The organism is Citrobacter sp. C5_2, assembly GCF_014596845.2.
Taxonomy (GTDB): Bacteria; Pseudomonadota; Gammaproteobacteria; order Enterobacterales; family Enterobacteriaceae; genus Citrobacter; species Citrobacter werkmanii.
Map to the genome: position 1 here is coordinate 3,752,151 of NZ_CP115032.1, position 25,366 is coordinate 3,777,516.

Consider the following 25,366-nt stretch of genomic DNA (forward strand, 5'->3'; position numbering starts at 1 on the left):
ATGTTCGGAAAATTGACACTTGATGCAGTTCCGTTCCATGAACCAATCGTCATGGTTACGATCGCTGCCATTATCATCGGTGGTGCGGCCTTACTCGGCCTTATCACTTACTTCGGTAAGTGGACCTACCTGTGGAAAGAGTGGCTAACTTCGGTTGACCACAAACGCCTTGGCATCATGTATGTCATCGTCGCAATCGTGATGTTGATTCGTGGCTTTGCCGATGCCGTCATGATGCGTAGTCAGCAAGCGCTGGCTTCTGCAGGTGAAGCGGGGTTCCTGCCACCTCACCACTACGACCAGATCTTCACGGCTCACGGCGTGATTATGATCTTCTTCGTGGCAATGCCATTTGTTATCGGTCTGATGAACCTGGTGGTTCCACTACAGATTGGCGCACGTGACGTTGCATTCCCGTTCCTGAACAACCTGAGCTTCTGGTTCACCGTTGTTGGCGTAATCCTGGTTAACCTGTCTCTGGGCGTCGGTGAATTCGCGCAGACCGGTTGGCTGGCGTATCCGCCTCTTTCGGGGATAGAGTACAGTCCAAGCGTCGGGGTCGATTATTGGATATGGGCAGTCCAGTTGTCCGGTATTGGTACAACCCTGACCGGTATCAACTTCTTTGTGACCATCATTAAGATGCGTGCGCCAGGAATGACCATGTTCAAGATGCCGGTATTTAGCTGGGCATCTCTGTGCGCGAACATCCTGATTATCGCTTCGTTCCCAATTCTGACGGTTACCGTCGCGTTGCTGACCCTGGATCGCTATCTGGGCACCCATTTCTTTACCAACGATATGGGCGGCAACATGATGATGTACATCAACCTGATTTGGGCCTGGGGCCATCCGGAAGTGTACATTCTGATCCTGCCAGTATTCGGGGTATTCTCCGAAGTCGCAGCAACCTTCTCGCGTAAGCGTCTGTTTGGTTACACCTCGCTGGTGTGGGCAACCGTGTGTATCACCGTTCTGTCGTTCATAGTTTGGCTGCACCACTTCTTCACCATGGGTGCCGGCGCAAACGTAAACGCCTTCTTCGGTATTACCACCATGATTATCGCCATCCCGACCGGGGTGAAGATCTTCAACTGGTTGTTCACCATGTATCAGGGCCGTATCGTATTCCACTCAGCAATGCTGTGGACGATTGGCTTTATCGTCACCTTCTCAGTCGGCGGCATGACCGGCGTACTGCTGGCGGTGCCGGGTGCGGACTTCGTACTGCACAACAGCCTGTTCCTGATTGCGCACTTCCATAACGTTATCATCGGCGGCGTGGTATTTGGTTGCTTCGCGGGTATGACCTACTGGTGGCCAAAAGCGTTTGGCTTCACGCTGAACGAAACCTGGGGTAAACGTGCATTCTGGTTCTGGATCATCGGCTTCTTCGTGGCATTTATGCCGCTGTACGTGCTGGGCTTTATGGGTATGACCCGTCGCCTCAGCCAGCAGATTGATCCGCAGTTCCATCCGATGCTGGTTGTTGCCGCCTGTGGCGCCGCGCTGATTGCACTGGGTATCCTGTGCCAGTTCATTCAGATGTACGTGTCTATTCGCGACCGCGAGCAGAACCGTGACCTGACCGGTGACCCATGGGGTGGTCGTACGCTGGAGTGGGCAACCTCTTCCCCGCCTCCATTCTATAACTTTGCCGTTGTGCCGCACGTTCACGAGCGTGATGCCTTCTGGGAAATGAAAGAAAAAGGTGAAGCGTACAAGCAGCCTACGCACTATGAAGAGATTCATATGCCGAAGAACAGCGGTGCCGGTATCGTCATTACCGCCTTCGCAACACTGTTTGGTTTCGCCATGATCTGGCATATCTGGTGGCTGGCGATTGCAAGCTTCGCAGGCATGATCATTAGCTGGATTGTGAAAAGCTTTGATGAAGACGTGGATTACTACGTGCCGGTCCCGGAAGTCGAAAAACTGGAAAACCAGCATTTCGATGAGATTACTAAGGCAGGGCTGAAAAATGGCAACTGATACTTTAACGCACGCGACTGCCCACGCGCACGAACACGGGCACCACGATGCAGGCCAGACCAAGATCTTCGGATTCTGGGTCTACCTGATGAGCGACTGCATTCTGTTCTCAATTCTGTTTGCAACCTATGCCGTTCTGGTGAACGGCACCGCAGGTGGCCCGACAGGTAAGGACATTTTTGAACTGCCGTTCGTTCTGGTTGAAACATTCCTGCTGTTATTTAGCTCCATTACTTACGGCATGGCGGCGATCGCCATGTATAAGAACAACAAGAGCCAGGTCATCTCCTGGCTGGCGTTGACTTTCTTGTTCGGTGCCGGATTCATCGGGATGGAACTCTATGAATTCCATCACCTGATTGTTAACGGTATGGGCCCGGATCGCAGCGGCTTCCTGTCTGCGTTCTTCGCGCTGGTCGGCACGCACGGTCTGCACGTCACCTCCGGTCTTATCTGGATGGCGGTGCTGATGGTGCAAGTTGCCCGTCGCGGCCTGACCAGTACTAACCGTACCCGCATCATGTGCCTGAGCCTGTTCTGGCACTTCCTGGATGTGGTGTGGATCTGTGTGTTCACTGTTGTTTATCTGATGGGGGCGATGTAATGAGTCATTCTAACGAGAGCGGCGGCGCATCCCATGGCAGCGTAAAAACCTACATGACAGGTTTTATCCTGTCGATCATCCTGACGGTCATTCCGTTCTGGATGGTGATGACAGGTTCTGCCTCTCCGGCCGTCATTCTGGGAACTATTCTGGCAATGGCCGTGGTACAGATTCTGGTGCACCTGGTGTGCTTCCTGCACATGAATAGCAAATCTGATGAAGGTTGGAACATGACGGCCTTTGTCTTTACTGTGCTAATCATCGCCATTCTGGTTGTGGGCTCCATCTGGATTATGTGGAACCTTAACTACAACATGATGATGCACTAAGAGCGGCGATTATGATGTTTAAGCAATACCTGCAAGTTACGAAACCAGGCATCATCTTTGGCAACCTGATCTCGGTGATTGGGGGGTTCCTGCTGGCCTCGAAAGGCAGCATCGACTATCCCCTGTTTATCTACACGCTGGTTGGGGTGTCACTGGTTGTGGCGTCGGGTTGTGTATTTAACAACTATATCGACAGGGATATCGACAGGAAGATGGAGAGGACCAAAAACCGCGTGCTGGTTAAAGGTCTGATTTCTCCTGCCGTCTCGCTGGTATACGCCACCTTGCTGGGTATTGCTGGCTTTATGCTGCTGTGGTTTGGCGCCAACCCTCTGGCCTGCTGGCTGGGGGTGATGGGCTTCGTGGTATACGTGGGCGTCTATAGCCTGTATATGAAGCGCCATTCCGTTTACGGTACGCTGATTGGCTCACTCTCCGGCGCTGCGCCGCCGGTGATTGGCTACTGCGCCGTAACCGGTGAGTTCGATAGCGGTGCGCTGATTCTGCTGGCTATTTTCAGCCTGTGGCAAATGCCGCACTCTTACGCGATTGCGATTTTCCGCTTCAAGGATTATCAGGCTGCCAACATCCCTGTACTGCCAGTGGTAAAAGGCATTTCGGTCGCGAAGAACCATATCACGCTGTATATCGTGGCATTTGCTATCGCCACGCTGATGCTAACCCTGGGCGGCTATGCAGGTTATAAATACCTGATTGTTGCTGCGGCGGTGAGCGTCTGGTGGTTGGGCATGGCGCTGCGCGGTTATAAAGTGGAAGATGACAGAGTCTGGGCGCGCAAGCTGTTCGGCTTCTCCATCATCGCCATTACCGCGCTCAGCGTGATGATGTCCGTCGACTTTATGGTGCCAAACTCGCAGAACCTGCTGACTTACGTCTGGTAAGTTAATCGTCACATCTTCTATGCCGGATGGCGGCTGACGCCTTATCCGGCCTACAAAAAAGCACATGGCTTGTAGGCCGGATAAACGTAACCCCATCAGGCATCCTCCTGTTTATTATCCGTCCATATTTCAAACAACCATTTTCCCGCTTCAGCCGACTCGGCAAACATCCTTACGGTTAACGGTATGCGTGTTGCTTCGACTTCTTCCCGGTTAGCTTTGAACCATCTCGTGAAGAGTGGCAAATTGTGCCACGGATAATACGGTTTCCAGTTCACACATGATAAATCGACTTTAAACTCTTTCTCATATCGAGTCAGAGCACTGTGGAGGTCATCACCGGGGACATCAAATAGTTCTGAGTCGAGTTCTAAAGGAACCTCTTTCCAGTTTTCATCCAAATACCCAGGTATTTCTTCCCTGAAAAGCTTTAACACATCGTCTTGAATACTCATTAGAATGATGTCCATTGAATTCGATCTTTGGGCCGGGCAATTAAGTTGTATTTTGTCCGCGTCTTTCTGGAAACTTGCACAAGTGCATTTACAAGACCAATCCACCCAAGCCAAGGTATATACCGAGCAATCACAGCAGCAAGTTTGTTAGTGCTTTGTATCCTGAAACCTACTGGAGTGGGGACTTTAATACCAAATGGTACCCGTGCATCTCTCAGAAGCATTCTCCCGTATTTGGAAACAACACTTGTTCCTTCAATAGCCCCAGAAGGTTTTTGCCTTGTCTTTAACCAGGGCTGACCAGCCAGAATAGCCGCTCCCGATTCAATGCCAATTCCTAACTCATCACAAAACTGTTCCAGAAAGATGAGATCGAACAATTCGCCAGCAGACAGATTGCTGTGACCGTGATACCAATAGGTTCCATTCGCTTCTTCAGTTGTGTCCATTCAATCACCCATTATGCCGTCTGCCGATCATTCCATGCGTCGGTATAGATTATGTTCCCGTCGCAATGCTTCCAGGTGATTTTTTCGTAGCGTAATTCTATGGTTTCAAGGTGATTGTTGTTTTTGTCTTCTGGCCCAGCCATCGTAGGAGAGACCGAGACAATCCGCACGCCCTCGAGCAGCATGTTGAAATACTCCACTTCCTGACCCGCATCATTGATTTTGTACCAACGAATCTCTGCAGACTTAAGATTCTGACCAGAAGCAACCGCTTTGTATAAATAGGGACTCGAGTAGTCAAACTCTTTGACGATCATCATCGGTGAATGTTGACGTGTGCCTGTTGGTTTACCCGTTGCATTATCGGTGGGAATAGAGAGATTGTGATGAAAACCTTTAAATTCAATACTGTATTCTCTTCCCTTTACGTCACACCCGCCCTTTATCAGCGCGCCACCATCGTCATAAATCCACATATTGCCTGGAATTGCCATTTTCCTTTTCCCTGTTTACATTAGTAATAACCACAAAAAGACTACACCTGTAATTATCGCAAGTAAATTAGTTACACAGGTAATTATTTCAGTTATACCGCTACACAATTCCACATATCGTAGAGGTTTACCCCACCCCTTCCCCGCTTTACACTAGGCGCGAAATTAATACAGAGGTGGGAATGAACGATTACAAAATGACGCCCGGTGAGTTGCGCGCCACCTGGGGTTTAGGGACCGTATTTTCGTTGCGCATGCTTGGCATGTTTATGGTCCTGCCGGTTCTGACCACGTACGGTATGGCGCTACAGGGTGCCAGCGAAGCCTTGATCGGACTTGCTATCGGTATTTATGGCCTGGCGCAAGCCATCTTCCAGATCCCCTTTGGTCTGCTGTCAGACCGCATCGGTCGTAAGCCGCTTATTGTCGGCGGACTGGCGGTATTCGTTTTCGGCAGCGTGATTGCCGCCCTCTCAGATTCAATCTGGGGAATTATTCTTGGTCGAGCTCTGCAAGGCTCTGGCGCGATTGCCGCCGCCGTAATGGCGCTATTGTCCGACTTAACCCGCGAGCAAAACCGAACCAAAGCAATGGCGTTTATCGGCGTCAGCTTTGGTATCACCTTCGCCATTGCGATGGTATTGGGGCCGATCGTTACCCACGCGCTGGGGCTACACGCGCTGTTCTGGATGATCGCGGGCCTTGCTACCACAGGTATCGTGCTGACCATTTGGGTCGTTCCCAATAGCACGACCCACGTACTGAACCGCGAATCAGGCATGGTAAAAGGTAGCTTCAGCAAAGTACTGGCGGAGCCAAAACTGCTGAAGCTCAACTTCGGCATCATGTGTCTGCACATTTTACTGATGTCCACTTTCGTCGCCTTGCCAGGTCAGTTGGCGAAAGCGGGTTTCCCCGCCGCCGAACACTGGAAAATTTATCTGGTGACGATGCTGCTGTCCTTCGTTTCCGTGGTGCCGTTCATCATTTACGCCGAAGTGAAACGCCGGATGAAACGCGTGTTCCTCGCCTGCGTGTTACTGATTCTTGTTGCCGAAATTGTATTGTGGAGCGCAAACATTCGTTTCTGGGGGCTGATTGCGGGCGTGCAGATATTCTTCCTCGCCTTCAACCTGATGGAAGCCCTCCTCCCCTCGCTTATCAGTAAAGAGTCTCCGGCTGGCTATAAAGGTACGGCGATGGGCGTTTACTCCACCAGCCAGTTTCTTGGCGTGGCGATTGGCGGTTCGCTGGGCGGTTGGGTTGTCGACATGTTTGATGGGCAGGCGGTATTCCTGGCCGGCGCGCTTCTGGCGGCAGTGTGGTTGTTGGTGGCCAGCACAATGAAAGAACCGCCGTACGTTAGCAGCCTGCGCGTGGAAATCCCACCGGAGATTGCCGCGGATGACACCCTGAAGCAGCGTCTGCTGGCTAAAGAAGGGATAAGCGAAGTGTTAATTGTGGCGCAAGAACATTCGGCCTACATAAAAATCGACAGCAAAGTGACCAATCGATTTGAGGTTGAGCAGGCCATCAGCCAGGCGTGAAGATTGCAGGATGGCGACGTCTTATCCGGCCGACAAATAGCGTGTGCTACCTGTAGGCCGGATAAGCGGGCATTACGACTTAATCGCGGAAGTTCTTAAACTGGAACGGCTGGCCGAGGTCGCCGCCGCGAACCAACGCCATAACAGATTGTAGGTCGTCACGCGCCTTGCCGGTTACACGGATTTCTTCGCCCTGAATCTGCGCCTGCACTTTCAACTTGCTGTCTTTAATCAGCTTAACGATTTTCTTTTGCACCGCGCTTTCAATACCCTGCTTCAGCTTCGCTTCCACAAACCAGGTTTTACCGCTGTGCACGAAGGTTTCCGGTACGTCCAGCGACGTGCCTTCAATCCCGCGTTTCAGCAGCTTGGCACGTAAAATATCCAGCAGTTGATTGACCTGGAAATCTGACTCGCTCAGCACCTTAATCGTCTTATTTGACTCATTCAGCTCAAAAGTCGCTTCAACACCACGAAAATCAAAGCGTGACTCTACTTCGCGGCTGGCGTTTTCTACCGCGTTACGGGCTTCCTGAAGATCAACTTCAGAGACAATATCGAAAGATGGCATCTTTTCCTCTCCCTTCATTTTTGATGCGAAGCATAATACCTGCAAAGTTACTCAACAGACAGCGCTATACTAGGCTGTATCCTTTAATTGTACGCGGAACTGATACCTGCGAACAATAAAGGGGTACGGCCGATATGGATTAACACCTGGTGCTGTTGCAGGTGAGGAGGAAGAATGAAAATTACCGTACTGGGATGTGGAGCGTTAGGACAGCTGTGGCTTACCACGCTGTGCAAACATGGACATGAGGTGCAAGGGTGGCTACGCGTGCCACAGCCCTACTGCAGCGTGAACCTGATCGACACGGATGGATCGGTTTTTAATGAATCCCTGACGGCAAACGACCCCGACTTTTTGGCAAAAAGCGACCTGTTGCTGGTTACACTTAAAGCCTGGCAGGTTTCCGATGCGGTAAAAGGTCTGGCCGCAATTCTGCCTGAAACTACCCCAATTTTGCTGATTCACAACGGTATGGGGACGATTGAAGAGCTGCAAAACATTAAACAGCCTCTGCTGATGGGCACCACCACCCACGCAGCACGTCGCGACGGAAATGTCATCATTCATGTCGCTCAGGGCACAACGCGCATCGGTCCGGCACGTGAGCAGGACGGTGATTTCAGCTATCTGGCTGAAACACTGCAAGAAGTACTACCGGATGTCGCCTGGCACAATAATATTCGTGCCGAACTGTGGCGCAAACTGGCGGTGAACTGCGTCATTAATCCCCTGACGGCGCTCTGGGACTGCCCAAACGGCGAACTGCGTCAGCATCCGGAAAAAATAGCGCTAATCTGTGAGGAAGTAGCAGCGGTTATTGAACGCGAAGGCCACCACACATCAGCAGATGATTTACGCTATTATGTCGAGCAAGTAATTGATAGTACGGCGGAAAATATCTCATCAATGCTGCAGGATATTCGTGCCATGCGCCATACAGAGATCGACTATATTACCGGTTACCTGTTAAAACGCGCCCGTGCACACGGCATCGCCGTCCCGGAAAATGCCCACCTGTTTGAAATGGTAAAGAGAAAGGAAAGTGAGTATGAGCGCTCAAGCACTGGTTTGTCTCGCCCCTGGTAGTGAAGAGACCGAAGCGGTCACTACTATCGATCTGCTGGTTCGCGGCGGAATTAAGGTCACTACAGCAAGCGTCGCCAGCGATGGCGACCTGACGATTGTGTGCTCACGCGGAGTGAAACTGCTGGCTGACGCACCGTTGGTCGAAGTGGCTGACGGCGATTTCGACATCATCGTATTGCCTGGCGGTATTAAAGGCGCGGAGTGTTTTCGCGATAGCCCTTTGCTTGTCGAAACCGTGAAGCAGTTTCATCGCTCCGGGCGTATTGTCGCAGCAATTTGCGCCGCTGCCGCCACCGTACTTGTCCCGCACGATCTCTTCCCCATCGGAAATATGACGGGTTTCCCGGCGTTGAAGGACAAAATTCCCGCAGATCAATGGCAAGACAAGCGTGTCGTCTGGGATCCGCGCGTTAACCTGTTAACCAGCCAGGGTCCGGGAACATCCATTGATTTTGGTTTAAAAATCATTGATCTACTGGTAAGCCGCGAGAAGGCTCATGAAGTGGCGTCACATCTGGTAATTGCGGCGGGAATTTATAACTACTACGAATAATAATGATTGCCGGATGGTTTCAACCATCCGGTAAAATATTTAAAACCAAGGCACTCCGCTCATAACGTTGCTATAAAACAACATTCTTCCCGCCAGTTCCCCCGTCGCCATTAATACGACCCATAACCAACTCTGTTGGCCGTAGTTCAGACGCGATATTCCCCACACAGCAACGCAGATACTGGCAAATAGCTGCCACCATAGCAGAGGACTTGACGCATCAGCGCCAGGCACATGATAGCGAAACCACAGCCCGCCTGCCGTCAACACGATTCCAATGATGATCCCTGCATTACACACCGTTGAAGAGGATTTATGCCAATAGCCACCCGCCACCGCCACACTCATAAAACCCAGCAATACTGCCGTTGCCAGGAAGCCAAGCGGCGTAGCTATGGTATGCCAAAGCGAGTGCAGCGCCATTTGGTAATACACCTGAGACGTCACAAAAATTGACACCAGGCCAACAAGCGCAGTCACACCACCCAGAAGATTCGCCCCTGGATGCCCAGGCTTGAGCCAACATAACGCTAACCAGCAAAATATCACGGCATTCAATACTATAAATGCCACTACTTCCCGGCTCAACCAGGATATTCCCAACCCTGCCATCGAACGGTATGCGCCTGTAGGTGTTCCCAGGTGTGCAAGGGATGCCAAAGAACCCAGCACAGTGATGACCCAAAATAGCAGCGCAAGCCGACGATATTGTTCAGCATTAAATTTCAGCGTGCCAAAACTCTGACACAACGTTAGTGCCAGGACACCGCCAATCCCCCATTGAGCAAAGACCGTAAAAAAGACTAATGGCAATTCATAGTGTTCCATTTCTCTCTCCTCAGTCCCGTGGCGCAATAATTACAATATTGGGCTTACTGATGTTGTGATCGGGTAAGTTGTAGAGCTTCTCTAGCACAGTCCATTGGGTGGTATGCTCTTTGCGAAGATCTTCTATCTCACCAAATCGCAAAACCCCCGCAGGGCAAGATTCAACACAGCGTGGTTGCAAACCTTCATCCAGGCGTTCCGCACACAAATTACATTTACTGGTTTTCCCCTCTTCCGCATCGTAAACCGGTGCACTCCAGGGGCAGGCCATAATACACATCCGGCAACCGATACAACGTTCGTGGTCCTGTACAACAATCCCGTCAGCTCGTTTGGTATAAGTCCCGGCAGGGCACACTTTCATGCACTGAGGGTCATCGCAATGGTTACACGACATGCTGATAAACGCTTGAGTATTAGGTTCGTCCGTATTGCGCTCGCGCACTCGGCGCCATAACACACCAAGCGGCGTCATATTTTCCGATTTGCAGGCCATACTACAGGTCTTGCAGCCATAGCAGTTCTGCATGTCAATAAGAAATCCATACTGTTTCGTCATGATTATGCCTCCCTTCTCACGTCAACCAACGTGCTGTTACAACAGTGTCCATTACCCAACAGCTCTACCTGATCGTTGGTGACATGGCTGCTACTTCCTCCCTGCTGCTCCCACCAGCCATTATCCAGGCTTACAACTCCCCGTTTTATATGCGTTGTAACATCGGCAATTGCTCTATGCTCTCCACGATGATTAAACACAACAACCCACTCTCCGGCCTGGATCTGACGATTACGGGCATCTTCCGGGTGAATCATAACGTTTGGGCGATTACGCTGAACCTCGAGGATCCATTCATTCATACCGTGGCTCGAATGTACGCTACGTGCCAGTTTGCGCTGTACCGCCATTAACGGATAGTGGCTTGCCAGTTCAGGTGAACCTTTCACTGACTCTTTCACCTGTTTCCAGGTTACCACCGGCAGGAAGTCTTTTTTGGCCCACTCCTCAATATAAAAATGCGCCTTTCCGGTTGAGGTACAAAACTGCCCATCCTTAAAGGGGATCCAGTCTTCTATAACGGGGCATACCGGCCCTTTTTTTAACATTTCGCGGGTGATACCCGACCCTTTGAGGCAAGTATCAATGTAATGTTCAATGGGCTGATTAAAGACGTCTCCAAATCCAAAACGCTCGGCGAGGCGGGCAAAAATCCAATAATCAGGTTTGGCTTCTCCCGGCGGTTCAACCGCTTTTTCCATCAACTGTACATAATGGCTACGGACCCCCGCCATTAAACTGACATCTTCAAAAATGGTCGTCACCGGAAGTACCAGATCGGCATACAGTGCAGACGAACTCATCAGGTTGTCCGCCACCACCACAAACGGCACTTTTTTAAACGCTTCCCGGACCTGATTGGTATTCGGCAACTGAGTCATCGCCCCCAGCGTCATGTTCCACCAGAACTTAATCGCATGCGGCTTCTCGTTGACAATCCAGTCGCCGAGTTTGGCGATGGGAATCGGCGGGATTTTGGCGGCATGAGGCGCGGGCGGAATAATGGGCGAGAATTTGGCCATCTGCCTGACCCCTCCCGCATCGCAAACCCCTGCGCCACGTTTACCGATATTGCCGGTGATTAATGCCAGATAGAACTGACTGGCCGCTACGTAGGTGCCAAACTCGGTTCTTTGCGCGCCAGACATGTTCTGCACAATCATGGCTGGCTGCGTCGAGGCATAGTCACGGGCCAGCCGCAGCACCGTGTGGGCGGGAACGTCGGTTTCCTGCTCCACTTTCTGCGCCGTCCAGGGTTTCGCCTGCTCCCACACCGCATCCAGCACGGTAGAAAACACGCTATCCGCCGGAAGCTCATCGCCAAGCAAAGCGGGGACTATTCCGGCGGCATCATGGCGAGCCAGCGTTTGGCTGACGGTATCAAACACCAGATAACTATTGGGATACTGTGGGTCGGCGCGCATGAGTTGCCCTTGCCGATCCACCAGATAAACGGCCCCGGTATGTACCCGTAAAAAATCGGCGTCGTAGCGCTGCTCCTGCATAATGATGTTGATCATTCCCAGCGCCAGGGCTATGTCCGTGCCGGGAACAATCGGCACCCACTCATCCGCTTTAGCTGCGGTTTCGTTAAAACGGGGATCGATAACTACCAGCCGCGCCCCGTTACGCTGCGCCTGCGAGTAGTTTTTGAAATAGGCATGCATGGTGACGGCCGGGTTATTCCCCCAGCACAAGATATAGCGACTGTCTGCGATAGTGTCGCGGGTATCGGCATAACGTAACCCAACCATTGGCATCATCGCCGCGGTGACAGCAGCACAGCACAGCGAACCGACATGTTTTGTCGAGCCGCCAAGATAATCAAAAAACGCCTTCCCCATATCGTTTTTAATTGAGTCCATATTTCCCGAGGCGGCGGTAAACAATAAACCTTTGTTGCCGTCGGCAGCGATCGTTTCCCGGATTTTCTTTTCGATCAGATCCAACGCCGCATCCCAGCTAATCGGCTTAAACTTGCCTTCGCCTTTCTCCCCCGTGCGAAGCAGGGGCTGCGTCAGCCGCAGCGGGTGATAGACCCATTTCGTCCGGCTGATCCCACGCAGACAGCACTTAACGTTAAAGCCTTTGGTCGCCTCTATTTTCATCAGGCGATCCTTCCATACATAGGCCGTGAGGTTACAGTGCAGGCACTCCATCGCACAGGTTGAGCGATAGGTCTGGTAATCCGACTGCTTCAGCCGAAAACGGGGTAACGGCGCGCCGTTAGCCTGGCGCAGCCCCAAAAACGAAGGTCCTAAAGACGCCAGCCCCACGACCCCAAGCCCTTTTAACAAGGTTCTTCTTTTTAACCGTATGTTGTTCAATGCTTCCATGATCTTGCCTCCAGATAATTCACCATTAGTGAATCAAAGTACACCAATGATTAACTTGAGACGTATCAAGATCTCATCACATAGGCGTAAGGATCTTTTTAAATTGCGAAGGCAGTCAGGCTCTGCGCGCTGGTGGTATAATTGTGAAGAATTTAAAAAGAGATTTGATATGTCTGAAACATCGCAAGGGGTTAATTCGGTTGATATTGCCGTCGGCATTTTGACGTTCGTTGCCGCGCATAGCGGCCAGGCGCGAGCCATCGATATCGCCACGGGATGCCGCTTATCTAAAAGTCGTCTACACAAATATCTGGTTTCGCTGTGTCGAACCGGCATGCTGCGTCAAAACGAAAAGGGGCTGTATGCGCTGGGCGCGACGGCACGGCAGCTGGCGGGAATGGAGACGGGCCAACGCGATCCGATTGCGGAATTGAACACGACGCTAATCGCGTTTCGTAACGCCTTTAACCACTCAACCGGCGTCGTCGTCGCCACCACCGATAATGGGCTTGTGCTGAAGCATTACAACCGCAGCTTTCGCCATGTCGATATCGATTTTCTGCCAAACACGCCTGTTCCGCTTTTAGCCAGCGCGGCGGGACAGGTGTTTATGAGCTTCACAGATTATCAGGCGCAAAGTGAAGCACAGGCACAGTGTATTGCACAAGTTAGAACACAGGGCTATGCGGTACGCTATCATCCCACTGACGGGATTCCGGGCGCACAATCAATTGCCTGTCCGCTGTGCGATAAGCAAGGAAAGCTGCTGGCCATTGCGGTTACGATGGGTTTTTTCAGCGACGAGGCGATCCCACGGATTGCCCGTCAACTGGTGGAAATACTCACTCCGCTGCATTTGCAGGGCGAATAGCGCCCCGACGCCTGAGGCCGGGGCAAGCGGAAATTAAGGACGATACACCTTCACGTTTTCAAAGCCCTGCTCGCGCAGATACAGCGCCTGCAGGCGGCTCATCACGCCGCGTTCACACCACAGCAGCCAGGTTTTACTCTGGTCTAAATCGCCGAATTTAGTGCTCAGCTTGTAGAACGGCAGTGAAACCACGTCCACACCTTCCACCTTCAGCGGCTTGTCATCCTGTTCATCCACAGAACGGATATCCAGAATCACGTCGTTTGAGCCGAAACCACTCACGGTTTCCACTTCCACCACGGTCTGCTGAGTCTGCTGGGCGATATCGCGAATATCGATATTGTTCGCTTCTTCGACCACTTTATCGAGGATAGAGAAATCGAAGTTTTCTTCTTCGGCCTCAATCTTCGCTTTAATCGCCTTCACCGTTGGGCTTTTTGAAATTACGCCGCAGTATTCCGGCATGGTACGCGCAAAGTCCTCGGTACCAATTTCACGCGCCAGGTTGATGATGTGCTCTTTATCATGGGAGATAAGCGGGCGCAGGATCAGGGTATCCGAAACGTTATCAATCAGGCGCAGGTTGGTCAGCGTCTGGCTGGACACCTGGCCCAGCGCTTCACCGGTTACCAGTGCCTGTACGCCGTAGCGCTCAGCGACTTTCGATGCCGCGCGTACCATCATACGTTTAAGGACCACGCCCATCTGACCGTCGTCGACTTTCTCCAGGATCTCGCCCACCACCGGCTCAAAGTTGATCGCGACAAAACGTACGCGATGCGAGCTACCGTAGCGGTTCCACAGATAATGCGCCACCTGACGAACGCCAATTTCATGCGCAGCGCCGCCGAGGTTAAAGAAGCAATAGTGTACGCGGCAGCCACGACGCATCAGCATGTAGCTCGATACGCCGGAGTCGAAACCACCGGAGATCAGCGACAGGACGTCTTCCTGCGTACCAATCGGGAAACCGCCAATACCTTCATAGCGGCCTTTAACCAGCAGCAGACGGTCATTTTCGATTTCAAGATTCACCGTCACGTCCGGTTTCGTCAGCTTCACGCGCGCGGATTCAATATGCTGGTTCAACCCGCCGCCAACATAACGTTCCACCTCAATGGAGCTAAACTCATGCTTACCGCGACGCTTAACGCGTACACAGAAGGTTTTTCCTTCCAGTTGATCGCGATACTGCACCAGCGCTTTCTCGAAAATATCGTGCATGTCGGTAAACGGCACGTCTTCTACTTCGAGAATATGGTGGATACCCGGAATACGGGTCAGCGCGTCGCGAATATCCAGACGCTGGCTTTCATCTTTAGCGCGAACCTCAACGTGATCCCAGTGACGGACAACGGCAAGGTCTTCATCGTAGTGCTTTAAAACGTTACGAATGTTCCCTGTCAGAATTTTTATAAAGCGCAAACGCACAGATTGGCTTTTGATGGTGATTTCTGGGAACAATTTAATGATAAACTTCATGGCGGCAATGGTTCTTTGGCAAGTCTGAATGACTTGTAATGGAAAAAAATACAGCAGCCCATACCCTGCGGCTGCATCCAGGCGCGCAAGTATACCACTATCATGGTCATCCTGTGCACATCGCCTTACCATTGCGCGTTATTTGCTTATCAGTGCGAGTCCGTTACCATAGTCTTGTGCTGCCAATACAGAGAGTCAGACATTCATTATGCCGAAGAAAAATGAAGCGCCAGCCAGTTTTGAAACAGCGCTGAGCGAGCTGGAACAGATTGTTACCCGCCTGGAAAGCGGCGACCTGCCGCTGGAAGAAGCGCTGAACGAATTCGAACGTGGCGTACAACTGGCGCGTCAGGGACAGGTCAAATTGCAACAGGCTGAACAGCGCGTACAAATCCTGCTGTCAGACACCGAAGACGCCGCCCTTACGCCTTTTACACCGGATAATGAGTAAATGGATTTTACGCAGCAGCTACAGGCTTGCGTTGAGCAGGCCAATCAGGCACTGAGCCGTTTTATCACGCCACTGCCCTTTCAGAACACTCCCGTGGTCGAAACCATGCAATATGGCGCATTATTAGGCGGTAAACGTCTGCGCCCATTCCTGGTATATGCGACCGGTCAGATGTTTGGCGTCAGCCTGAGTACGCTTGATGCTCCCGCTGCCGCCGTCGAGTGCATCCATGCCTATTCGCTGATGCATGATGATTTACCCGCGATGGACGACGATGACCTGCGCCGCGGTCTGCCAACCTGCCATGTAAAATTTGGCGAGGCAAACGCGATCCTGGCCGGAGATGCGCTGCAAACGCTGGCGTTTTCCATTATCAGCGACGCCCCGATGCCGGAAGTATCTGACCGTGACCGCATCGCGATGATCTCTGAACTGGCGCAGGCCAGCGGTATCGCCGGCATGTGCGGCGGCCAGGCGCTGGATCTGGAAGCGGAAGGTCATCAGGTTGCGCTGGATGCGCTGGAGCGTATTCACCGCCATAAAACCGGGGCATTGATTCGTGCCGCCGTGCGTCTGGGTGCATTAAGCGCAGGAGATAAAGGGCGGGAATGCCTGGCAATACTCGACAAATACGCAGAAAGCATCGGTCTGGCCTTCCAGGTTCAGGATGACATACTGGATGTGGTAGGCGATACTGCAACATTGGGTAAACGTCAGGGTGCTGACCAGCAGCTTGGCAAAAGTACCTATCCTGCACTTCTGGGTCTTGAGCAAGCCCGGAATAAAGCCCGGGATTTAATCGAAGATGCCCGCCAGTCGTTAAGTTTGCTGGCCGCGCAGTCACTCGATACCTCGGCACTGGAAGCGCTAGCGGACTATATAATCCAGCGTGATAAATAAACCAACATATCCCATGAGCTTGCGATGAGTTTTGATATAGCCAAATACCCGACCCTGGCGCTGGTCGACTCCACCCAGGAGTTACGCCTGCTGCCAAAAGAGAGCCTGCCAAAGCTTTGCGACGAACTGCGCCGCTATTTGCTCGACAGCGTAAGCCGTTCCAGCGGGCACTTCGCCTCTGGTCTGGGCACGGTGGAACTTACCGTCGCGCTGCACTACGTCTATAACACCCCGTTTGACCAGTTAATCTGGGATGTGGGACATCAGGCTTATCCGCACAAAATTCTGACCGGCCGCCGCGATAAAATCGGCACCATTCGTCAGAAAGGCGGTTTGCATCCGTTCCCTTGGCGCGGTGAGAGCGAGTATGACGTACTGAGCGTTGGGCACTCCTCAACGTCCATTAGCGCTGGCATTGGTATTGCGGTTGCCGCCGAGAAAGAAGGCAAAGATCGCCGTACCGTTTGTGTGATTGGCGACGGTGCTATCACCGCCGGGATGGCGTTTGAAGCGATGAACCATGCGGGTGATATTAAGCCCGATATGCTGGTTATCCTTAACGACAACGAAATGTCGATTTCAGAGAACGTCGGCGCGCTGAACAATCACCTGGCGCAATTACTCTCAGGCAAACTCTACTCCTCGCTGCGCGAAGGCGGGAAGAAAGTATTCTCCGGCGTACCGCCGATTAAAGAGCTGCTCAAACGTACCGAAGAACACATCAAAGGCATGGTCGTGCCGGGCACGCTGTTTGAAGAGCTGGGCTTTAACTATATCGGCCCGGTGGACGGGCACGACGTGCTGGGACTTATCACCACGCTGAAGAACATGCGCGATCTGAAAGGCCCGCAGTTCCTGCACATCATGACCAAAAAAGGTCGTGGCTATGAGCCAGCGGAAAAAGACCCGATCACGTTCCACGCCGTACCCAAATTCGATCCATCCAGCGGCTGTCTGCCGAAAAGCAGCGGCGGCCTGCCAAGCTATTCAAAAATCTTCGGGGACTGGTTATGTGAGACCGCAGCGAAAGACAATAAGCTGATGGCGATTACCCCGGCGATGCGCGAAGGCTCCGGTATGGTGGAATTCTCACGTAAGTTCCCGGACCGCTACTTCGATGTGGCGATTGCCGAGCAGCATGCAGTGACCTTTGCAGCAGGTCTGGCGATTGGCGGCTACAAGCCGGTCGTGGCTATTTACTCTACCTTCCTGCAACGCGCCTACGATCAGGTGCTGCATGATGTGGCCATCCAGAAACTGCCGGTCCTGTTCGCCGTTGACCGGGCAGGTATCGTTGGCGCAGATGGGCAAACCCACCAGGGGGCGTTCGATCTCTCCTTCCTGCGCTGCATCCCGGAAATGGTCATTATGACCCCGAGCGATGAGAATGAATGCCGCCAGATGCTGTTTACCGGCTATCACTACAACAACGGGCCATCGGTCGTGCGCTATCCACGCGGTAATGCGGTGGGCGTTGAGCTGACGCCGCTGGAACACCTGCCAATAGGTAAAGGCATCGTGAAGCGTCACGGGGAAAAAGTGGCGATTCTTAACTTTGGCACCCTGATGCCGGAAGCTGCTCAGGTCGCAGAGTCGTTGAACGCCACGCTGGTTGACATGCGCTTTGTGAAACCGCTGGATGAAACGTTGATCCTCGAAATGGCGGCCCGACACGACGTGCTGGTTACCATTGAAGAGAACGCCATTATGGGCGGCGCAGGCAGTGGCGTAAACGAGGTGTTGATGGCCCATCGCAAGCCCGTTCCGGTGCTGAACATCGGCCTGCCTGACTTCTTCATCCCACAGGGCACTCAGGATGAGGCTCGCGCCGATCTGGGTCTTAATGCCGCAGGCATTGAGGCCAAAATCAAGGCCTGGCTGGCATAATCCCCTCCCCGCTCCTGCTATGCTTAATGAATAACACGCTAAGCAGGAGCGAATGAATGCAATACAACACCTTAGGAAAAACCGACCTCCGGGTCTCCCGCCTTTGCCTGGGCTGCATGACGTTTGGCGAGCCCAATCGCGGTAATCACGCCTGGACGCTGCCTGAAGAGAGCAGCCGCCCGATAATCAAACACGCCCTTGAGGGCGGCATTAACTTTTTCGATACCGCCAACAGCTACTCCGCTGGCAGCAGCGAAGAGATTGTCGGCCGCGCGCTGCGTGATTTCGCCCGCCGCGAAGATGTCGTGGTCGCGACCAAAGTTTTTCACCAGGTGGATGATTTAGCAGAAGGATTATCCCGCGCACAAATCCTGCGCTCAATCGACGACAGCCTCAGACGCCTGGGCATGGACTATGTAGACATACTGCAAATTCACCGCTGGGATTACAACACGCCAATCGAGGAAACGCTGGAAGCCCTTAACGATGTAGTCAAAGCCGGTAAAGCTCGCTATATCGGCGCCTCATCCATGTATGCTTCGCAGTTTGCTCAGGCGCTGGCCTTGCAGAAGCAACACGGCTGGGCGCAGTTCGTCAGCATGCAGGATCACTACAACTTGATCTACCGCGAAGAAGAACGCGAAATGTTGCCGCTCTGCTATCAGGAAGGTGTCGCGGTGATCCCGTGGAGTCCGCTGGCGCGTGGTCGCCTGACCCGCCCGTGGGGAGAAACGACCGCACGTCTGGTTTCCGATGAAGTCGGTAAAAATTTATATAACGAGAGCGATGAAAACGACGCGCAAATTGCCGCCCGGCTGGCTGGCATCAGTGAGGAGCTGGGCGTTACGCGGGCGCAGGTCGCGCTGGCATGGCTGCTGAGCAAACCAGGCGTGGCTGCGCCCATTATCGGTACATCGCGTGAAGAACAACTGGATGAATTGCTCAATGCGGTGGATTTAACGCTGAAGCCGGAGCAAATTGCCGAGCTGGAGACGCCGTATAAACAGCACCCGGTGGTGGGATTTAAATAAGCGCGATCGTAGATTGTAAGCCGGATAAGGCGTTTACGCCGCTATCCGGCAAACCCGTTAAATGATACCGATCGGCCAGTGATGGCCGATAAAATACAAAATTCCGGCAGACAGTATCCCGGCGACAATATCGTCGATCATGATCCCCGTCCCGCCATGCACATTGCGATCGAACCAACGAATCGGCCACGGCTTCCACATATCCAGAATACGGAAAATCACAAATCCGGCGGCAACCCATTGCCAGTCGAGGGTCGGTAGCGCCATCAGGGTTATCCACATACCGACAAATTCGTCCCAGACAATGCTGCCGTGATCGTGCACGCCCATGTCTTTCGCCGTTTGATGACACAGATAAACGCCGATACAGATAGACAGCATGACCACCAGCGAATACAGCTGCCATGGCAGAAATGTCATTAAATACCAAAAAGGGATCGCCGCCAGCGATCCCATGGTGCCAGGAATAATTGGACTCAGCCCGCTACCAAAACCGGTGGCTAACAGATGCCACGGATTACGCATATTCAGGCGGCTTTTGGCGACATCTTTTTTAAGGCGCGGCAAAATGGTCATATCCTTTCCAGTCGAACGTGACGGGTTTTCCATCGCGCGTAAAGTGAACGCCTTCAACATCCGCACTCATCTGACCGATGCAGGTAAACGAGGTCCCGAGATGTGCCAGCGCGACGTCCAGCGCGCCACGGTTGATTTCCGGTACGGTAAAGCATAACTCATAATCTTCCCCCCCTGAGAGCGCCCAGCGCAGCGCCTGTTCCGGCTCAACGTGTTGGGCGAATGCCGTGGAATATGGCAGCGCGTCAACGTTAACCCGCGCGCCGCAGCCGCTGGCATTGACGATATGTCCCAGATCGGAAATCAGGCCGTCGGAGAGATCGATAGCCGCACTGGCCAGATCGCGCAGGGCTTGTCCCTGTAAAATACGCGGAGTTGGGCGCAGGTGGCGTTGCAGCAGATACTCCGCGTCTTTTGGTTCTGTCACCTGCAGTCGGTCCTGCAAAATCGCCAGTCCCGCCGCACTGTCGCCCGGCGTGCCGGTCACATAAATCCAGTCGCCCGGTTTTGCCCCGGAACGTTTTAAGGCTCGCCCAACGGGAACGTAGCCATGAATACCCAACGTCATCGACAGCGGCCCACGCGTGGTATCACCGCCAATCAGTTGCATATCGTAGTAATTAAGGAGTTCAAACAGGCCATCGCTGAAAGCTTCAAGCCAGGCTTCATCAACGTCGGGTAACGTCAGTGCCAGCGTCAACCACGCAGGATCGGCCCCCATCGCCGCCAGATCGCTTAAATTCACCGCCAGGGCTTTCCAGGCCAGATCGGTAGGATCAATGTCGGGGAGGAAGTGGTTGCCTGCCACCAGCGTATCGGTACTGATCGCCAATGTCTGTTTTTCAGGGATGTTCAGGAGTGCGCAATCGTCGCCAATACCGGTTTCGACATCAAGACGAGACGTTCTTACGCGATCAAAATAACGGGCAATCAGGGAAAATTCGCCGCATGCCATACGTTATGCCTCAGCAGAAAAAAAGAAAAAGCCGGGGATAGCGGAAACAAGTTCCACTCTCCGCCGGCCTCGGGATTACTTTTTGTTGGGGCGAATCACAGGTGCTGCTTTATCCAGTACGCCGTTAACGAATTTATGGCTGTCTTCGGCGCCGAAGGTTTTCGCCAGTTCAATCGCTTCGTTGATAGCCACTTTGTACGGCACATCACTACGTTTAGACAGTTCAAACAGCGCAATACGCAGTACGGCTTTTTCTACCTGACCCAGCTCTTCCAGCAGACGAGACAGGTAAGGCTTCATTAATCCATCCAGGTACGCGCTGTTAGTCGCCACCCCGGACAGCAGCTCACGGAAATACAGAACGTCGACATCTTTAACGTCCTGTTCCGCCAGGAACTGGTATTCAACATCAGCGATGTCGTTCTGGGACAACTGCCAGGAGTAGAGCGCCTGGACGGCACACTCACGGGCGCGGCGACGAGCAGCAGGTTTCACGGATTTCCCCTTACAAAAATCAGGCCTTGATGGCTTTCAATACATTAATCATTTCAAGCGCAGTCAGTGCAGCTTCTGCGCCTTTGTTGCCGGCTTTCGTGCCAGCACGTTCGATGGCTTGTTCAATACTTTCGGTGGTCAGTACACCGAAGGCTACCGGAATGCCACTGTCCTGCGCGACATGCGCCAGGCCATTGCTTGCACCGCCAGCCACATATTCGAAGTGCGCGGTACCGCCACGGATCACCGTACCGAGCGCGATCACCGCATCGTATTTACCGGTTTTCGCCAGTGCGTCAGCCGCCAGCGGCAGCTCATACGCGCCTGGAACCCAAACGACGGTAATGTTTTCATCTTTAACCTGGCCAATACGTTTCAGGGCGTCGATCGCACCTTCCAGCAGGCTGTCATTGATAAAGTTGTTGAAACGCGCAATGGTGATGGCGACGCGAGCGTCCGGAGTAGCAACGTTAGCTTCAATAATGTTCATATTCTTCCTTCGGGTTCGATTTATGGCCCCGTAAGGGGGGCGGATTTTATCATAATATTCTGGGCGCTGCTTCCTCTAATTCAGAAAGCCTCACGCAGTGGTTAAATGCAGGCAAACGTCCGGGCCCACCTGGCGTATCTCGTTGAATTTGAAATGGGGGGCGTCGGCCAGTTTCTCAAGCCCAGGCAGCACACATAATCCTCGCGCATCGCTGCCTAACAGTTTAGGCGCAACATACACGATTAGCTCGTCCACCAAACCGGCCTGTAATAACGCGCCCGCAAGCGTTGGGCCAGCTTCCACCCAAATACTGTTAATTTGCTGTTTACCCAGTTGCATCATCAGCACGACCAAATCCACATGCCCGTTATGTTCCGGCACCTTGATACTGCGAACCGACTCCGGCCAACTGCGGGTATCGTCTTTCGTTCGGACAATCCAGGTTTCTCCCGGCTGGTGCACAATTCGGTGCTCCGGCGTGACCTGATTCTGGCTATCAAGGACAATGCGGATCGGCTGGCGCAGATTTTCCTGCGGGTAACTCGCCTGAGTTGACTCCCCAAGCTCCGACCAGCGCACGGTAAGCTGAGGATCGTCGGCCAGTACCGTCGCGCTGCTGGTTAAAATGGCATGGCTTTGCGCGCGCAGCCGTTGCACATCGCGGCGCGCCTGCGGCGAGGTGATCCACTGGCTTTCCCCGCTGGCCATCGCCGTACGGCCATCGAGCGATGCGCCAAGCTTAAGCTGCAGATACGGGAATCCTGTACGCATGCGCTTGAGAAAGCCCTTATTAAGCAGCTCAACCTCGCTCATCATCAGCCCGTGGCTGACGTCAATGCCCGCCTGCTGCAAACGGTAGAGGCCACGGCCTGCTACCTGTGGATTGGGATCCTGCATCGCGGCAACGACGCGTGCTACGCCCGCCGCAATCAATGCATCGCAGCACGGCGGCGTACGGCCATGATGACTACAGGGCTCAAGCGTCACGTAGGCGGTTGCCCCTTGCGCTTTTTCTCCGGCCATGCGCAGGGCATGGACTTCGGCATGCGGCTCGCCCGCGCGGTGATGATATCCTTCACCGACAATCTCCCCGTCCTTAACAATCACGCAGCCGACGTTGGGATTTGGGTGAGTAGTGAAACGTCCGCGCGCAGCAAGCTTCAGCGCGCGCGCCATGTACAATTCATCCTGCATGGCTTAGTCCTGTAGGCGAGCAATCTCTTCGCCAAATTCTTTGATATCTTCGAAACTGCGGTAAACCGAAGCAAAGCGGATGTAAGCGACTTTATCGAGCTTTTTCAACTGCTCCATCACCAGGTTGCCGATCATCTTACTCGGCACCTCACGCTCGCCAGTCGCACGCAGTTGTGATTTGATATGGTTTAACGCCATTTCGACGTCATCTGAGCTGACCGGGCGTTTCTCCAGCGCTCTGAGCATGCCGCTGCGCAGCTTATCTTCATTAAAGGGTTCACGCACATCGTTGCTCTTCACAACGCGCGGCATGACAAGTTCAGCCACTTCAAAAGTGGTGAAACGTTCGTTACAGACCAGACACTGCCGACGGCGGCGTACTGAGGAGCCCTCGCCTACAAGACGAGAGTCAATTACCTTAGTGTCTACGGCGAAACAGAATGGGCAATGCATACGGCGTCCTGTACCTCAGTGGTTCACAGAAATCTATTTTACCCTGAACTGGCGTGACAACAAAGGCGCAGCGCTTTTGAGACAAAGGATCGATGCCTTCGTGCTCTGTGCACACTACCATTATGCTATCGCGACAATGAAGGAAGTAATCACAATGACAAGACGTTACCTAAGAATTCTCCTGGTGGGAAGCCTCTTTAGTCTTAGCGCCTGCGCGCAGCAAAGCGAAGTACGCCAGATGCATCAAAGCGTAAGCACGCTAAATAAAGAGATGACGCAGCTTAATCAGGAAACGGTAAAAATTACGCAACAAAATATGTTGAATGCCAAATCGACCAGTGGCGCCTATCTGTTGCCGGGCTCCAAAACGCCTGCCCGGCTGGAAAGCCAGATCGGCACGCTACGTATGTCGCTGGTGAATATTGCGCCGAACGCCGATGGCACACGGTTAACGCTACACATTCAGGGCGAGTCCAATACGCCCTTGCCCGCCTTCAGCGCCACCGTAGAGTACGGGCAAATTCAGGGCACTACAGAGAATTACCAGGAAGTGAATGTTCAAAATCAACTGGTCAATGCCCCGGCAAGTATTCTTGCCCCCAGCGACGTAGACATTCCGTTGCAGATAAATGGTCTCTCCCCCGACCAGTTGGGATTTGTTCGCATTCACGACGTACAGCCTGTTAGCCAATAAACTTTTTTGCGGAACGTTTTGTGCGTTCCGCAACATCAATTCGGCCCCTTTTGTTACTCCCCTGACATAACCGATATTTCTGGCAAAACTTGGCAACATTCATCAGAGCCAGTACAATTCGCCGCCTAAAGTAAGCAAACGTGAACGCAATCGATTACGTAAATGATAGAACTGTGAAACAAGACATATTTTTGTGAACAATGATTTTTATAATAGGCTCCGAAGAATTACGAAATATTTAGAAACGCAATTTGCGCATTTTTCACTCCCGAAAGGGATTTCAAACAGTGGCATACATATGAAAAAAACATTACTTGCAGCCGGTGCAGTGCTGGCACTCTCCTCGTCTTTTACTGCCAATGCAGCAGAAAATGACAAACCGCAATATCTGTCCGACTGGTGGCACCAAAGCGTCAACGTGGTGGGCAGCTACCACACCCGTTTCTCTCCGAAACTGAACAACGACGTGTATCTGGAATACGAAGCGTTTGCCAAAAAAGACTGGTTTGATTTCTATGGCTACATCGATATCCCGAAAACCTTCGACTGGGGTAACGGTAACGACAAAGGTATCTGGTCTGACGGTTCTCCGCTGTTTATGGAAATCGAACCGCGTTTCTCCATCGACAAGCTGACCGGTGCTGACCTGAGCTTTGGACCATTCAAAGAATGGTACTTCGCCAACAACTACATCTACGATATGGGTGATAACAAAGCCAGCCGCCAGAGCACCTGGTATATGGGTCTGGGTACCGATATCGACACCGGGCTGCCGATGGGTCTGTCCCTGAACGTGTATGCTAAATACCAGTGGCAGAACTATGGCGCATCCAACGAAAACGAGTGGGATGGTTACCGTTTCAAAGTGAAATACTTTGTGCCGATCACCCAGGTTTGGGGCGGTCAGTTGACCTATATTGGCTTCACCAACTTCGACTGGGGTTCAGATTTGGGTGATGATCCTAACCGTACCAGCAACTCTATCGCTTCCAGCCACGTGCTGGCGCTGAACTACGATCACTGGCACTACTCCGTAGTCGCGCGTTATTTCCATAACGGCGGCCAGTGGAAAGGTGGGGATACCCTGAACTGGGGCGAAGGCGACTTCAGCGCGAAATCAACCGGTTGGGGTGGTTATCTGGTCGTAGGTTACAACTTCTAATCCAGACAATTTATCGCAGA

28 protein-coding genes are annotated in these 25,366 nt (G+C 52.7%); 14 read left to right on the plus strand and 14 right to left on the minus strand.

Features of this window, described 5'->3' with window-relative positions; all coding sequences use genetic code 11:
• Genes cyoB through cyoE form a run of 4 tightly spaced genes read left to right on the plus strand, consistent with a single transcriptional unit; the run spans position 1 to position 3,827 of the window.
• A complete protein-coding gene (cyoB, locus tag ICA20_RS18305; protein WP_038638255.1) occupies positions 1-1,992 on the plus strand; it encodes a cytochrome o ubiquinol oxidase subunit I in 1,992 nt (663 codons plus the stop codon).
• Positions 1,982-2,596 carry a cytochrome o ubiquinol oxidase subunit III gene (locus ICA20_RS18310; RefSeq protein WP_003831007.1) on the plus strand — a complete coding sequence of 205 codons (615 nt, stop codon included), beginning with the start codon at positions 1,982-1,984 and terminating at the stop codon, positions 2,594-2,596. Before cyoB ends, ICA20_RS18310 begins: the two co-directional genes overlap by 11 nt.
• Complete coding sequence (locus ICA20_RS18315; RefSeq protein ID WP_003831006.1) at positions 2,596-2,925, plus strand: cytochrome o ubiquinol oxidase subunit IV; 330 nt, start codon at positions 2,596-2,598, stop codon at positions 2,923-2,925. The genes ICA20_RS18310 and ICA20_RS18315 overlap by 1 nt, the downstream gene beginning before the upstream one ends.
• Positions 2,926-2,936: 11 nt before the next feature.
• A complete protein-coding gene (gene cyoE / locus ICA20_RS18320; RefSeq protein WP_003831005.1) occupies positions 2,937-3,827 on the plus strand; it encodes a heme o synthase in 891 nt (296 codons plus the stop codon).
• Positions 3,828-3,922: 95 nt separating this feature from the next.
• Here the strand turns inward: cyoE and ICA20_RS18325 are convergent, their stop codons facing one another.
• Genes ICA20_RS18325 through tssD form a run of 3 tightly spaced genes read right to left on the minus strand, consistent with a single transcriptional unit; the run spans position 3,923 to position 5,225 of the window.
• Positions 3,923-4,297, minus strand: a complete 375-nt coding sequence (locus ICA20_RS18325; RefSeq protein WP_038638250.1) for a DUF1493 family protein — start codon at positions 4,295-4,297, stop codon at positions 3,923-3,925.
• On the minus strand, positions 4,282-4,731 hold the full coding sequence (locus ICA20_RS18330; RefSeq protein ID WP_038638248.1) for an STM2901 family protein: 450 nt from the start codon (positions 4,729-4,731) through the stop codon (positions 4,282-4,284). Before ICA20_RS18330 ends, ICA20_RS18325 begins: the two co-directional genes overlap by 16 nt.
• An 11-nt stretch (positions 4,732-4,742) precedes the next feature.
• The gene (tssD, locus tag ICA20_RS18335) at positions 4,743-5,225 is read right to left on the minus strand and encodes a type VI secretion system tube protein TssD (protein ID WP_003021598.1); all 483 of its coding nucleotides are present in this window, start codon (positions 5,223-5,225) and stop codon (positions 4,743-4,745) included.
• Positions 5,226-5,407: 182 nt separating this feature from the next.
• On the opposite strand from tssD, the gene ICA20_RS18340 reads away from it, so the two are divergent.
• A complete protein-coding gene (locus tag ICA20_RS18340; protein WP_038638246.1) occupies positions 5,408-6,772 on the plus strand; it encodes an MFS transporter in 1,365 nt (454 codons plus the stop codon).
• Between the two features lie 79 nt (positions 6,773-6,851).
• Here the strand turns inward: ICA20_RS18340 and ICA20_RS18345 are convergent, their stop codons facing one another.
• Positions 6,852-7,343 (minus strand): YajQ family cyclic di-GMP-binding protein, encoded by a 492-nt coding sequence (locus tag ICA20_RS18345; protein ID WP_038638234.1) that lies wholly within the window; start codon positions 7,341-7,343, stop codon positions 6,852-6,854.
• 174 nt (positions 7,344-7,517) lie between these two features.
• Here ICA20_RS18345 and panE point away from each other — a divergent pair, with 174 nt between their 5' ends.
• Together panE and yajL are read left to right on the plus strand one after the other, a co-directional pair.
• Positions 7,518-8,429 carry a 2-dehydropantoate 2-reductase gene (gene panE / locus ICA20_RS18350; protein ID WP_038638233.1) on the plus strand — a complete coding sequence of 304 codons (912 nt, stop codon included), beginning with the start codon at positions 7,518-7,520 and terminating at the stop codon, positions 8,427-8,429.
• Complete coding sequence (yajL, locus tag ICA20_RS18355) at positions 8,392-8,982, plus strand: protein deglycase YajL (protein ID WP_038638232.1); 591 nt, start codon at positions 8,392-8,394, stop codon at positions 8,980-8,982. The genes panE and yajL overlap by 38 nt, the downstream gene beginning before the upstream one ends.
• A gap of 39 nt (positions 8,983-9,021) precedes the next feature.
• Here the strand turns inward: yajL and ICA20_RS18360 are convergent, their stop codons facing one another.
• From ICA20_RS18360 to ICA20_RS18370, 3 genes are read right to left on the minus strand one after another with little or no spacing between them, the layout of a single operon-like run.
• The gene (locus ICA20_RS18360) at positions 9,022-9,810 is read right to left on the minus strand and encodes a DmsC/YnfH family molybdoenzyme membrane anchor subunit (protein ID WP_038638231.1); all 789 of its coding nucleotides are present in this window, start codon (positions 9,808-9,810) and stop codon (positions 9,022-9,024) included.
• A gap of 10 nt (positions 9,811-9,820) precedes the next feature.
• Positions 9,821-10,369, minus strand: a complete 549-nt coding sequence (locus ICA20_RS18365) for a 4Fe-4S dicluster domain-containing protein (protein ID WP_165353552.1) — start codon at positions 10,367-10,369, stop codon at positions 9,821-9,823.
• A 2-nt stretch (positions 10,370-10,371) separates the two neighbouring features.
• Positions 10,372-12,705 (minus strand): molybdopterin-dependent oxidoreductase, encoded by a 2,334-nt coding sequence (locus ICA20_RS18370; RefSeq protein WP_038638230.1) that lies wholly within the window; start codon positions 12,703-12,705, stop codon positions 10,372-10,374.
• A 169-nt stretch (positions 12,706-12,874) separates the two neighbouring features.
• Between ICA20_RS18370 and ICA20_RS18375 the strand changes: the two genes are divergently transcribed.
• Positions 12,875-13,576, plus strand: a complete 702-nt coding sequence (locus tag ICA20_RS18375; protein WP_038638229.1) for a helix-turn-helix domain-containing protein — start codon at positions 12,875-12,877, stop codon at positions 13,574-13,576.
• Between the two features lie 33 nt (positions 13,577-13,609).
• On the opposite strand, the gene thiI is transcribed toward ICA20_RS18375, so the two are convergent.
• Positions 13,610-15,058 carry a tRNA uracil 4-sulfurtransferase ThiI gene (thiI, locus tag ICA20_RS18380; protein ID WP_038638226.1) on the minus strand — a complete coding sequence of 483 codons (1,449 nt, stop codon included), beginning with the start codon at positions 15,056-15,058 and terminating at the stop codon, positions 13,610-13,612.
• Between the two features lie 208 nt (positions 15,059-15,266).
• Here thiI and xseB point away from each other — a divergent pair, with 208 nt between their 5' ends.
• From xseB to yajO, 4 genes are read left to right on the plus strand one after another with little or no spacing between them, the layout of a single operon-like run.
• The gene (gene xseB / locus ICA20_RS18385; RefSeq protein ID WP_038638224.1) at positions 15,267-15,509 is read left to right on the plus strand and encodes an exodeoxyribonuclease VII small subunit; all 243 of its coding nucleotides are present in this window, start codon (positions 15,267-15,269) and stop codon (positions 15,507-15,509) included.
• The gene (gene ispA / locus ICA20_RS18390) at positions 15,510-16,409 is read left to right on the plus strand and encodes a (2E,6E)-farnesyl diphosphate synthase (protein WP_038638213.1); all 900 of its coding nucleotides are present in this window, start codon (positions 15,510-15,512) and stop codon (positions 16,407-16,409) included.
• Between the two features lie 24 nt (positions 16,410-16,433).
• Entirely contained in the window at positions 16,434-18,296 is a 1,863-nt protein-coding gene (gene dxs / locus ICA20_RS18395; RefSeq protein WP_038638211.1) for a 1-deoxy-D-xylulose-5-phosphate synthase, read from the plus strand.
• A gap of 56 nt (positions 18,297-18,352) precedes the next feature.
• Entirely contained in the window at positions 18,353-19,327 is a 975-nt protein-coding gene (yajO, locus tag ICA20_RS18400) for a 1-deoxyxylulose-5-phosphate synthase YajO (protein WP_038638209.1), read from the plus strand.
• 57 nt (positions 19,328-19,384) lie between these two features.
• On the opposite strand, the gene pgpA is transcribed toward yajO, so the two are convergent.
• The 6 genes from pgpA to nrdR form a co-directional block, all read right to left on the minus strand.
• Positions 19,385-19,903, minus strand: coding sequence for a phosphatidylglycerophosphatase A (gene pgpA / locus ICA20_RS18405; RefSeq protein WP_038638206.1), 519 nt, complete (start codon positions 19,901-19,903; stop codon positions 19,385-19,387).
• Positions 19,881-20,858: a thiamine-phosphate kinase gene (thiL, locus tag ICA20_RS18410; protein WP_038638205.1), complete on the minus strand. Its 978-nt coding sequence runs from the start codon at positions 20,856-20,858 to the stop codon at positions 19,881-19,883. The genes pgpA and thiL overlap by 23 nt, the downstream gene beginning before the upstream one ends.
• Before the next feature lie 75 nt (positions 20,859-20,933).
• The gene (nusB, locus tag ICA20_RS18415) at positions 20,934-21,353 is read right to left on the minus strand and encodes a transcription antitermination factor NusB (protein ID WP_000801129.1); all 420 of its coding nucleotides are present in this window, start codon (positions 21,351-21,353) and stop codon (positions 20,934-20,936) included.
• Positions 21,354-21,372: 19 nt separating this feature from the next.
• The gene (gene ribE / locus ICA20_RS18420; protein WP_003021575.1) at positions 21,373-21,843 is read right to left on the minus strand and encodes a 6,7-dimethyl-8-ribityllumazine synthase; all 471 of its coding nucleotides are present in this window, start codon (positions 21,841-21,843) and stop codon (positions 21,373-21,375) included.
• A 90-nt stretch (positions 21,844-21,933) separates the two neighbouring features.
• Positions 21,934-23,037, minus strand: a complete 1,104-nt coding sequence (gene ribD / locus ICA20_RS18425) for a bifunctional diaminohydroxyphosphoribosylaminopyrimidine deaminase/5-amino-6-(5-phosphoribosylamino)uracil reductase RibD (RefSeq protein ID WP_038638204.1) — start codon at positions 23,035-23,037, stop codon at positions 21,934-21,936.
• Between the two features lie 3 nt (positions 23,038-23,040).
• The gene (gene nrdR / locus ICA20_RS18430) at positions 23,041-23,490 is read right to left on the minus strand and encodes a transcriptional regulator NrdR (protein WP_016152032.1); all 450 of its coding nucleotides are present in this window, start codon (positions 23,488-23,490) and stop codon (positions 23,041-23,043) included.
• A gap of 154 nt (positions 23,491-23,644) precedes the next feature.
• Between nrdR and ICA20_RS18435 the strand changes: the two genes are divergently transcribed.
• On the plus strand, positions 23,645-24,184 hold the full coding sequence (locus tag ICA20_RS18435; RefSeq protein WP_038638200.1) for a DUF3251 domain-containing protein: 540 nt from the start codon (positions 23,645-23,647) through the stop codon (positions 24,182-24,184).
• Positions 24,185-24,482: 298 nt separating this feature from the next.
• Positions 24,483-25,346 carry a nucleoside-specific channel-forming protein Tsx gene (locus tag ICA20_RS18440; RefSeq protein ID WP_003021561.1) on the plus strand — a complete coding sequence of 288 codons (864 nt, stop codon included), beginning with the start codon at positions 24,483-24,485 and terminating at the stop codon, positions 25,344-25,346.
• Positions 25,347-25,366: the final 20 nt, after the last annotated feature.

Coding starts and splice junctions, on each gene's coding strand:
- ribD (WP_038638204.1), bottom strand. CDS start 23,037: ATGCAGGATGAATTGTACATGGCGCGCGCGCTGAAGCTTGCTGCGCGC.
- cyoE (WP_003831005.1), top strand. CDS start 2,937: ATGATGTTTAAGCAATACCTGCAAGTTACGAAACCAGGCATCATCTTT.
- pgpA (WP_038638206.1), bottom strand. CDS start 19,903: ATGACCATTTTGCCGCGCCTTAAAAAAGATGTCGCCAAAAGCCGCCTG.
- ICA20_RS18330 (WP_038638248.1), bottom strand. CDS start 4,731: ATGGACACAACTGAAGAAGCGAATGGAACCTATTGGTATCACGGTCAC.
- ICA20_RS18310 (WP_003831007.1), top strand. CDS start 1,982: ATGGCAACTGATACTTTAACGCACGCGACTGCCCACGCGCACGAACAC.
- ribE (WP_003021575.1), bottom strand. CDS start 21,843: ATGAACATTATTGAAGCTAACGTTGCTACTCCGGACGCTCGCGTCGCC.
- ICA20_RS18345 (WP_038638234.1), bottom strand. CDS start 7,343: ATGCCATCTTTCGATATTGTCTCTGAAGTTGATCTTCAGGAAGCCCGT.
- ICA20_RS18325 (WP_038638250.1), bottom strand. CDS start 4,297: ATGGACATCATTCTAATGAGTATTCAAGACGATGTGTTAAAGCTTTTC.
- yajL (WP_038638232.1), top strand. CDS start 8,392: ATGAGCGCTCAAGCACTGGTTTGTCTCGCCCCTGGTAGTGAAGAGACC.
- dxs (WP_038638211.1), top strand. CDS start 16,434: ATGAGTTTTGATATAGCCAAATACCCGACCCTGGCGCTGGTCGACTCC.
- ICA20_RS18365 (WP_165353552.1), bottom strand. CDS start 10,369: ATGACGAAACAGTATGGATTTCTTATTGACATGCAGAACTGCTATGGC.
- yajO (WP_038638209.1), top strand. CDS start 18,353: ATGCAATACAACACCTTAGGAAAAACCGACCTCCGGGTCTCCCGCCTT.
- panE (WP_038638233.1), top strand. CDS start 7,518: ATGAAAATTACCGTACTGGGATGTGGAGCGTTAGGACAGCTGTGGCTT.
- ICA20_RS18370 (WP_038638230.1), bottom strand. CDS start 12,705: ATGGAAGCATTGAACAACATACGGTTAAAAAGAAGAACCTTGTTAAAA.
- ICA20_RS18440 (WP_003021561.1), top strand. CDS start 24,483: ATGAAAAAAACATTACTTGCAGCCGGTGCAGTGCTGGCACTCTCCTCG.
- ICA20_RS18435 (WP_038638200.1), top strand. CDS start 23,645: ATGACAAGACGTTACCTAAGAATTCTCCTGGTGGGAAGCCTCTTTAGT.
- xseB (WP_038638224.1), top strand. CDS start 15,267: ATGCCGAAGAAAAATGAAGCGCCAGCCAGTTTTGAAACAGCGCTGAGC.
- ICA20_RS18360 (WP_038638231.1), bottom strand. CDS start 9,810: ATGGAACACTATGAATTGCCATTAGTCTTTTTTACGGTCTTTGCTCAA.
- ICA20_RS18315 (WP_003831006.1), top strand. CDS start 2,596: ATGAGTCATTCTAACGAGAGCGGCGGCGCATCCCATGGCAGCGTAAAA.
- thiI (WP_038638226.1), bottom strand. CDS start 15,058: ATGAAGTTTATCATTAAATTGTTCCCAGAAATCACCATCAAAAGCCAA.
- nrdR (WP_016152032.1), bottom strand. CDS start 23,490: ATGCATTGCCCATTCTGTTTCGCCGTAGACACTAAGGTAATTGACTCT.
- ICA20_RS18375 (WP_038638229.1), top strand. CDS start 12,875: ATGTCTGAAACATCGCAAGGGGTTAATTCGGTTGATATTGCCGTCGGC.
- cyoB (WP_038638255.1), top strand. CDS start 1: ATGTTCGGAAAATTGACACTTGATGCAGTTCCGTTCCATGAACCAATC.
- ispA (WP_038638213.1), top strand. CDS start 15,510: ATGGATTTTACGCAGCAGCTACAGGCTTGCGTTGAGCAGGCCAATCAG.
- thiL (WP_038638205.1), bottom strand. CDS start 20,858: ATGGCATGCGGCGAATTTTCCCTGATTGCCCGTTATTTTGATCGCGTA.
- tssD (WP_003021598.1), bottom strand. CDS start 5,225: ATGGCAATTCCAGGCAATATGTGGATTTATGACGATGGTGGCGCGCTG.
- ICA20_RS18340 (WP_038638246.1), top strand. CDS start 5,408: ATGAACGATTACAAAATGACGCCCGGTGAGTTGCGCGCCACCTGGGGT.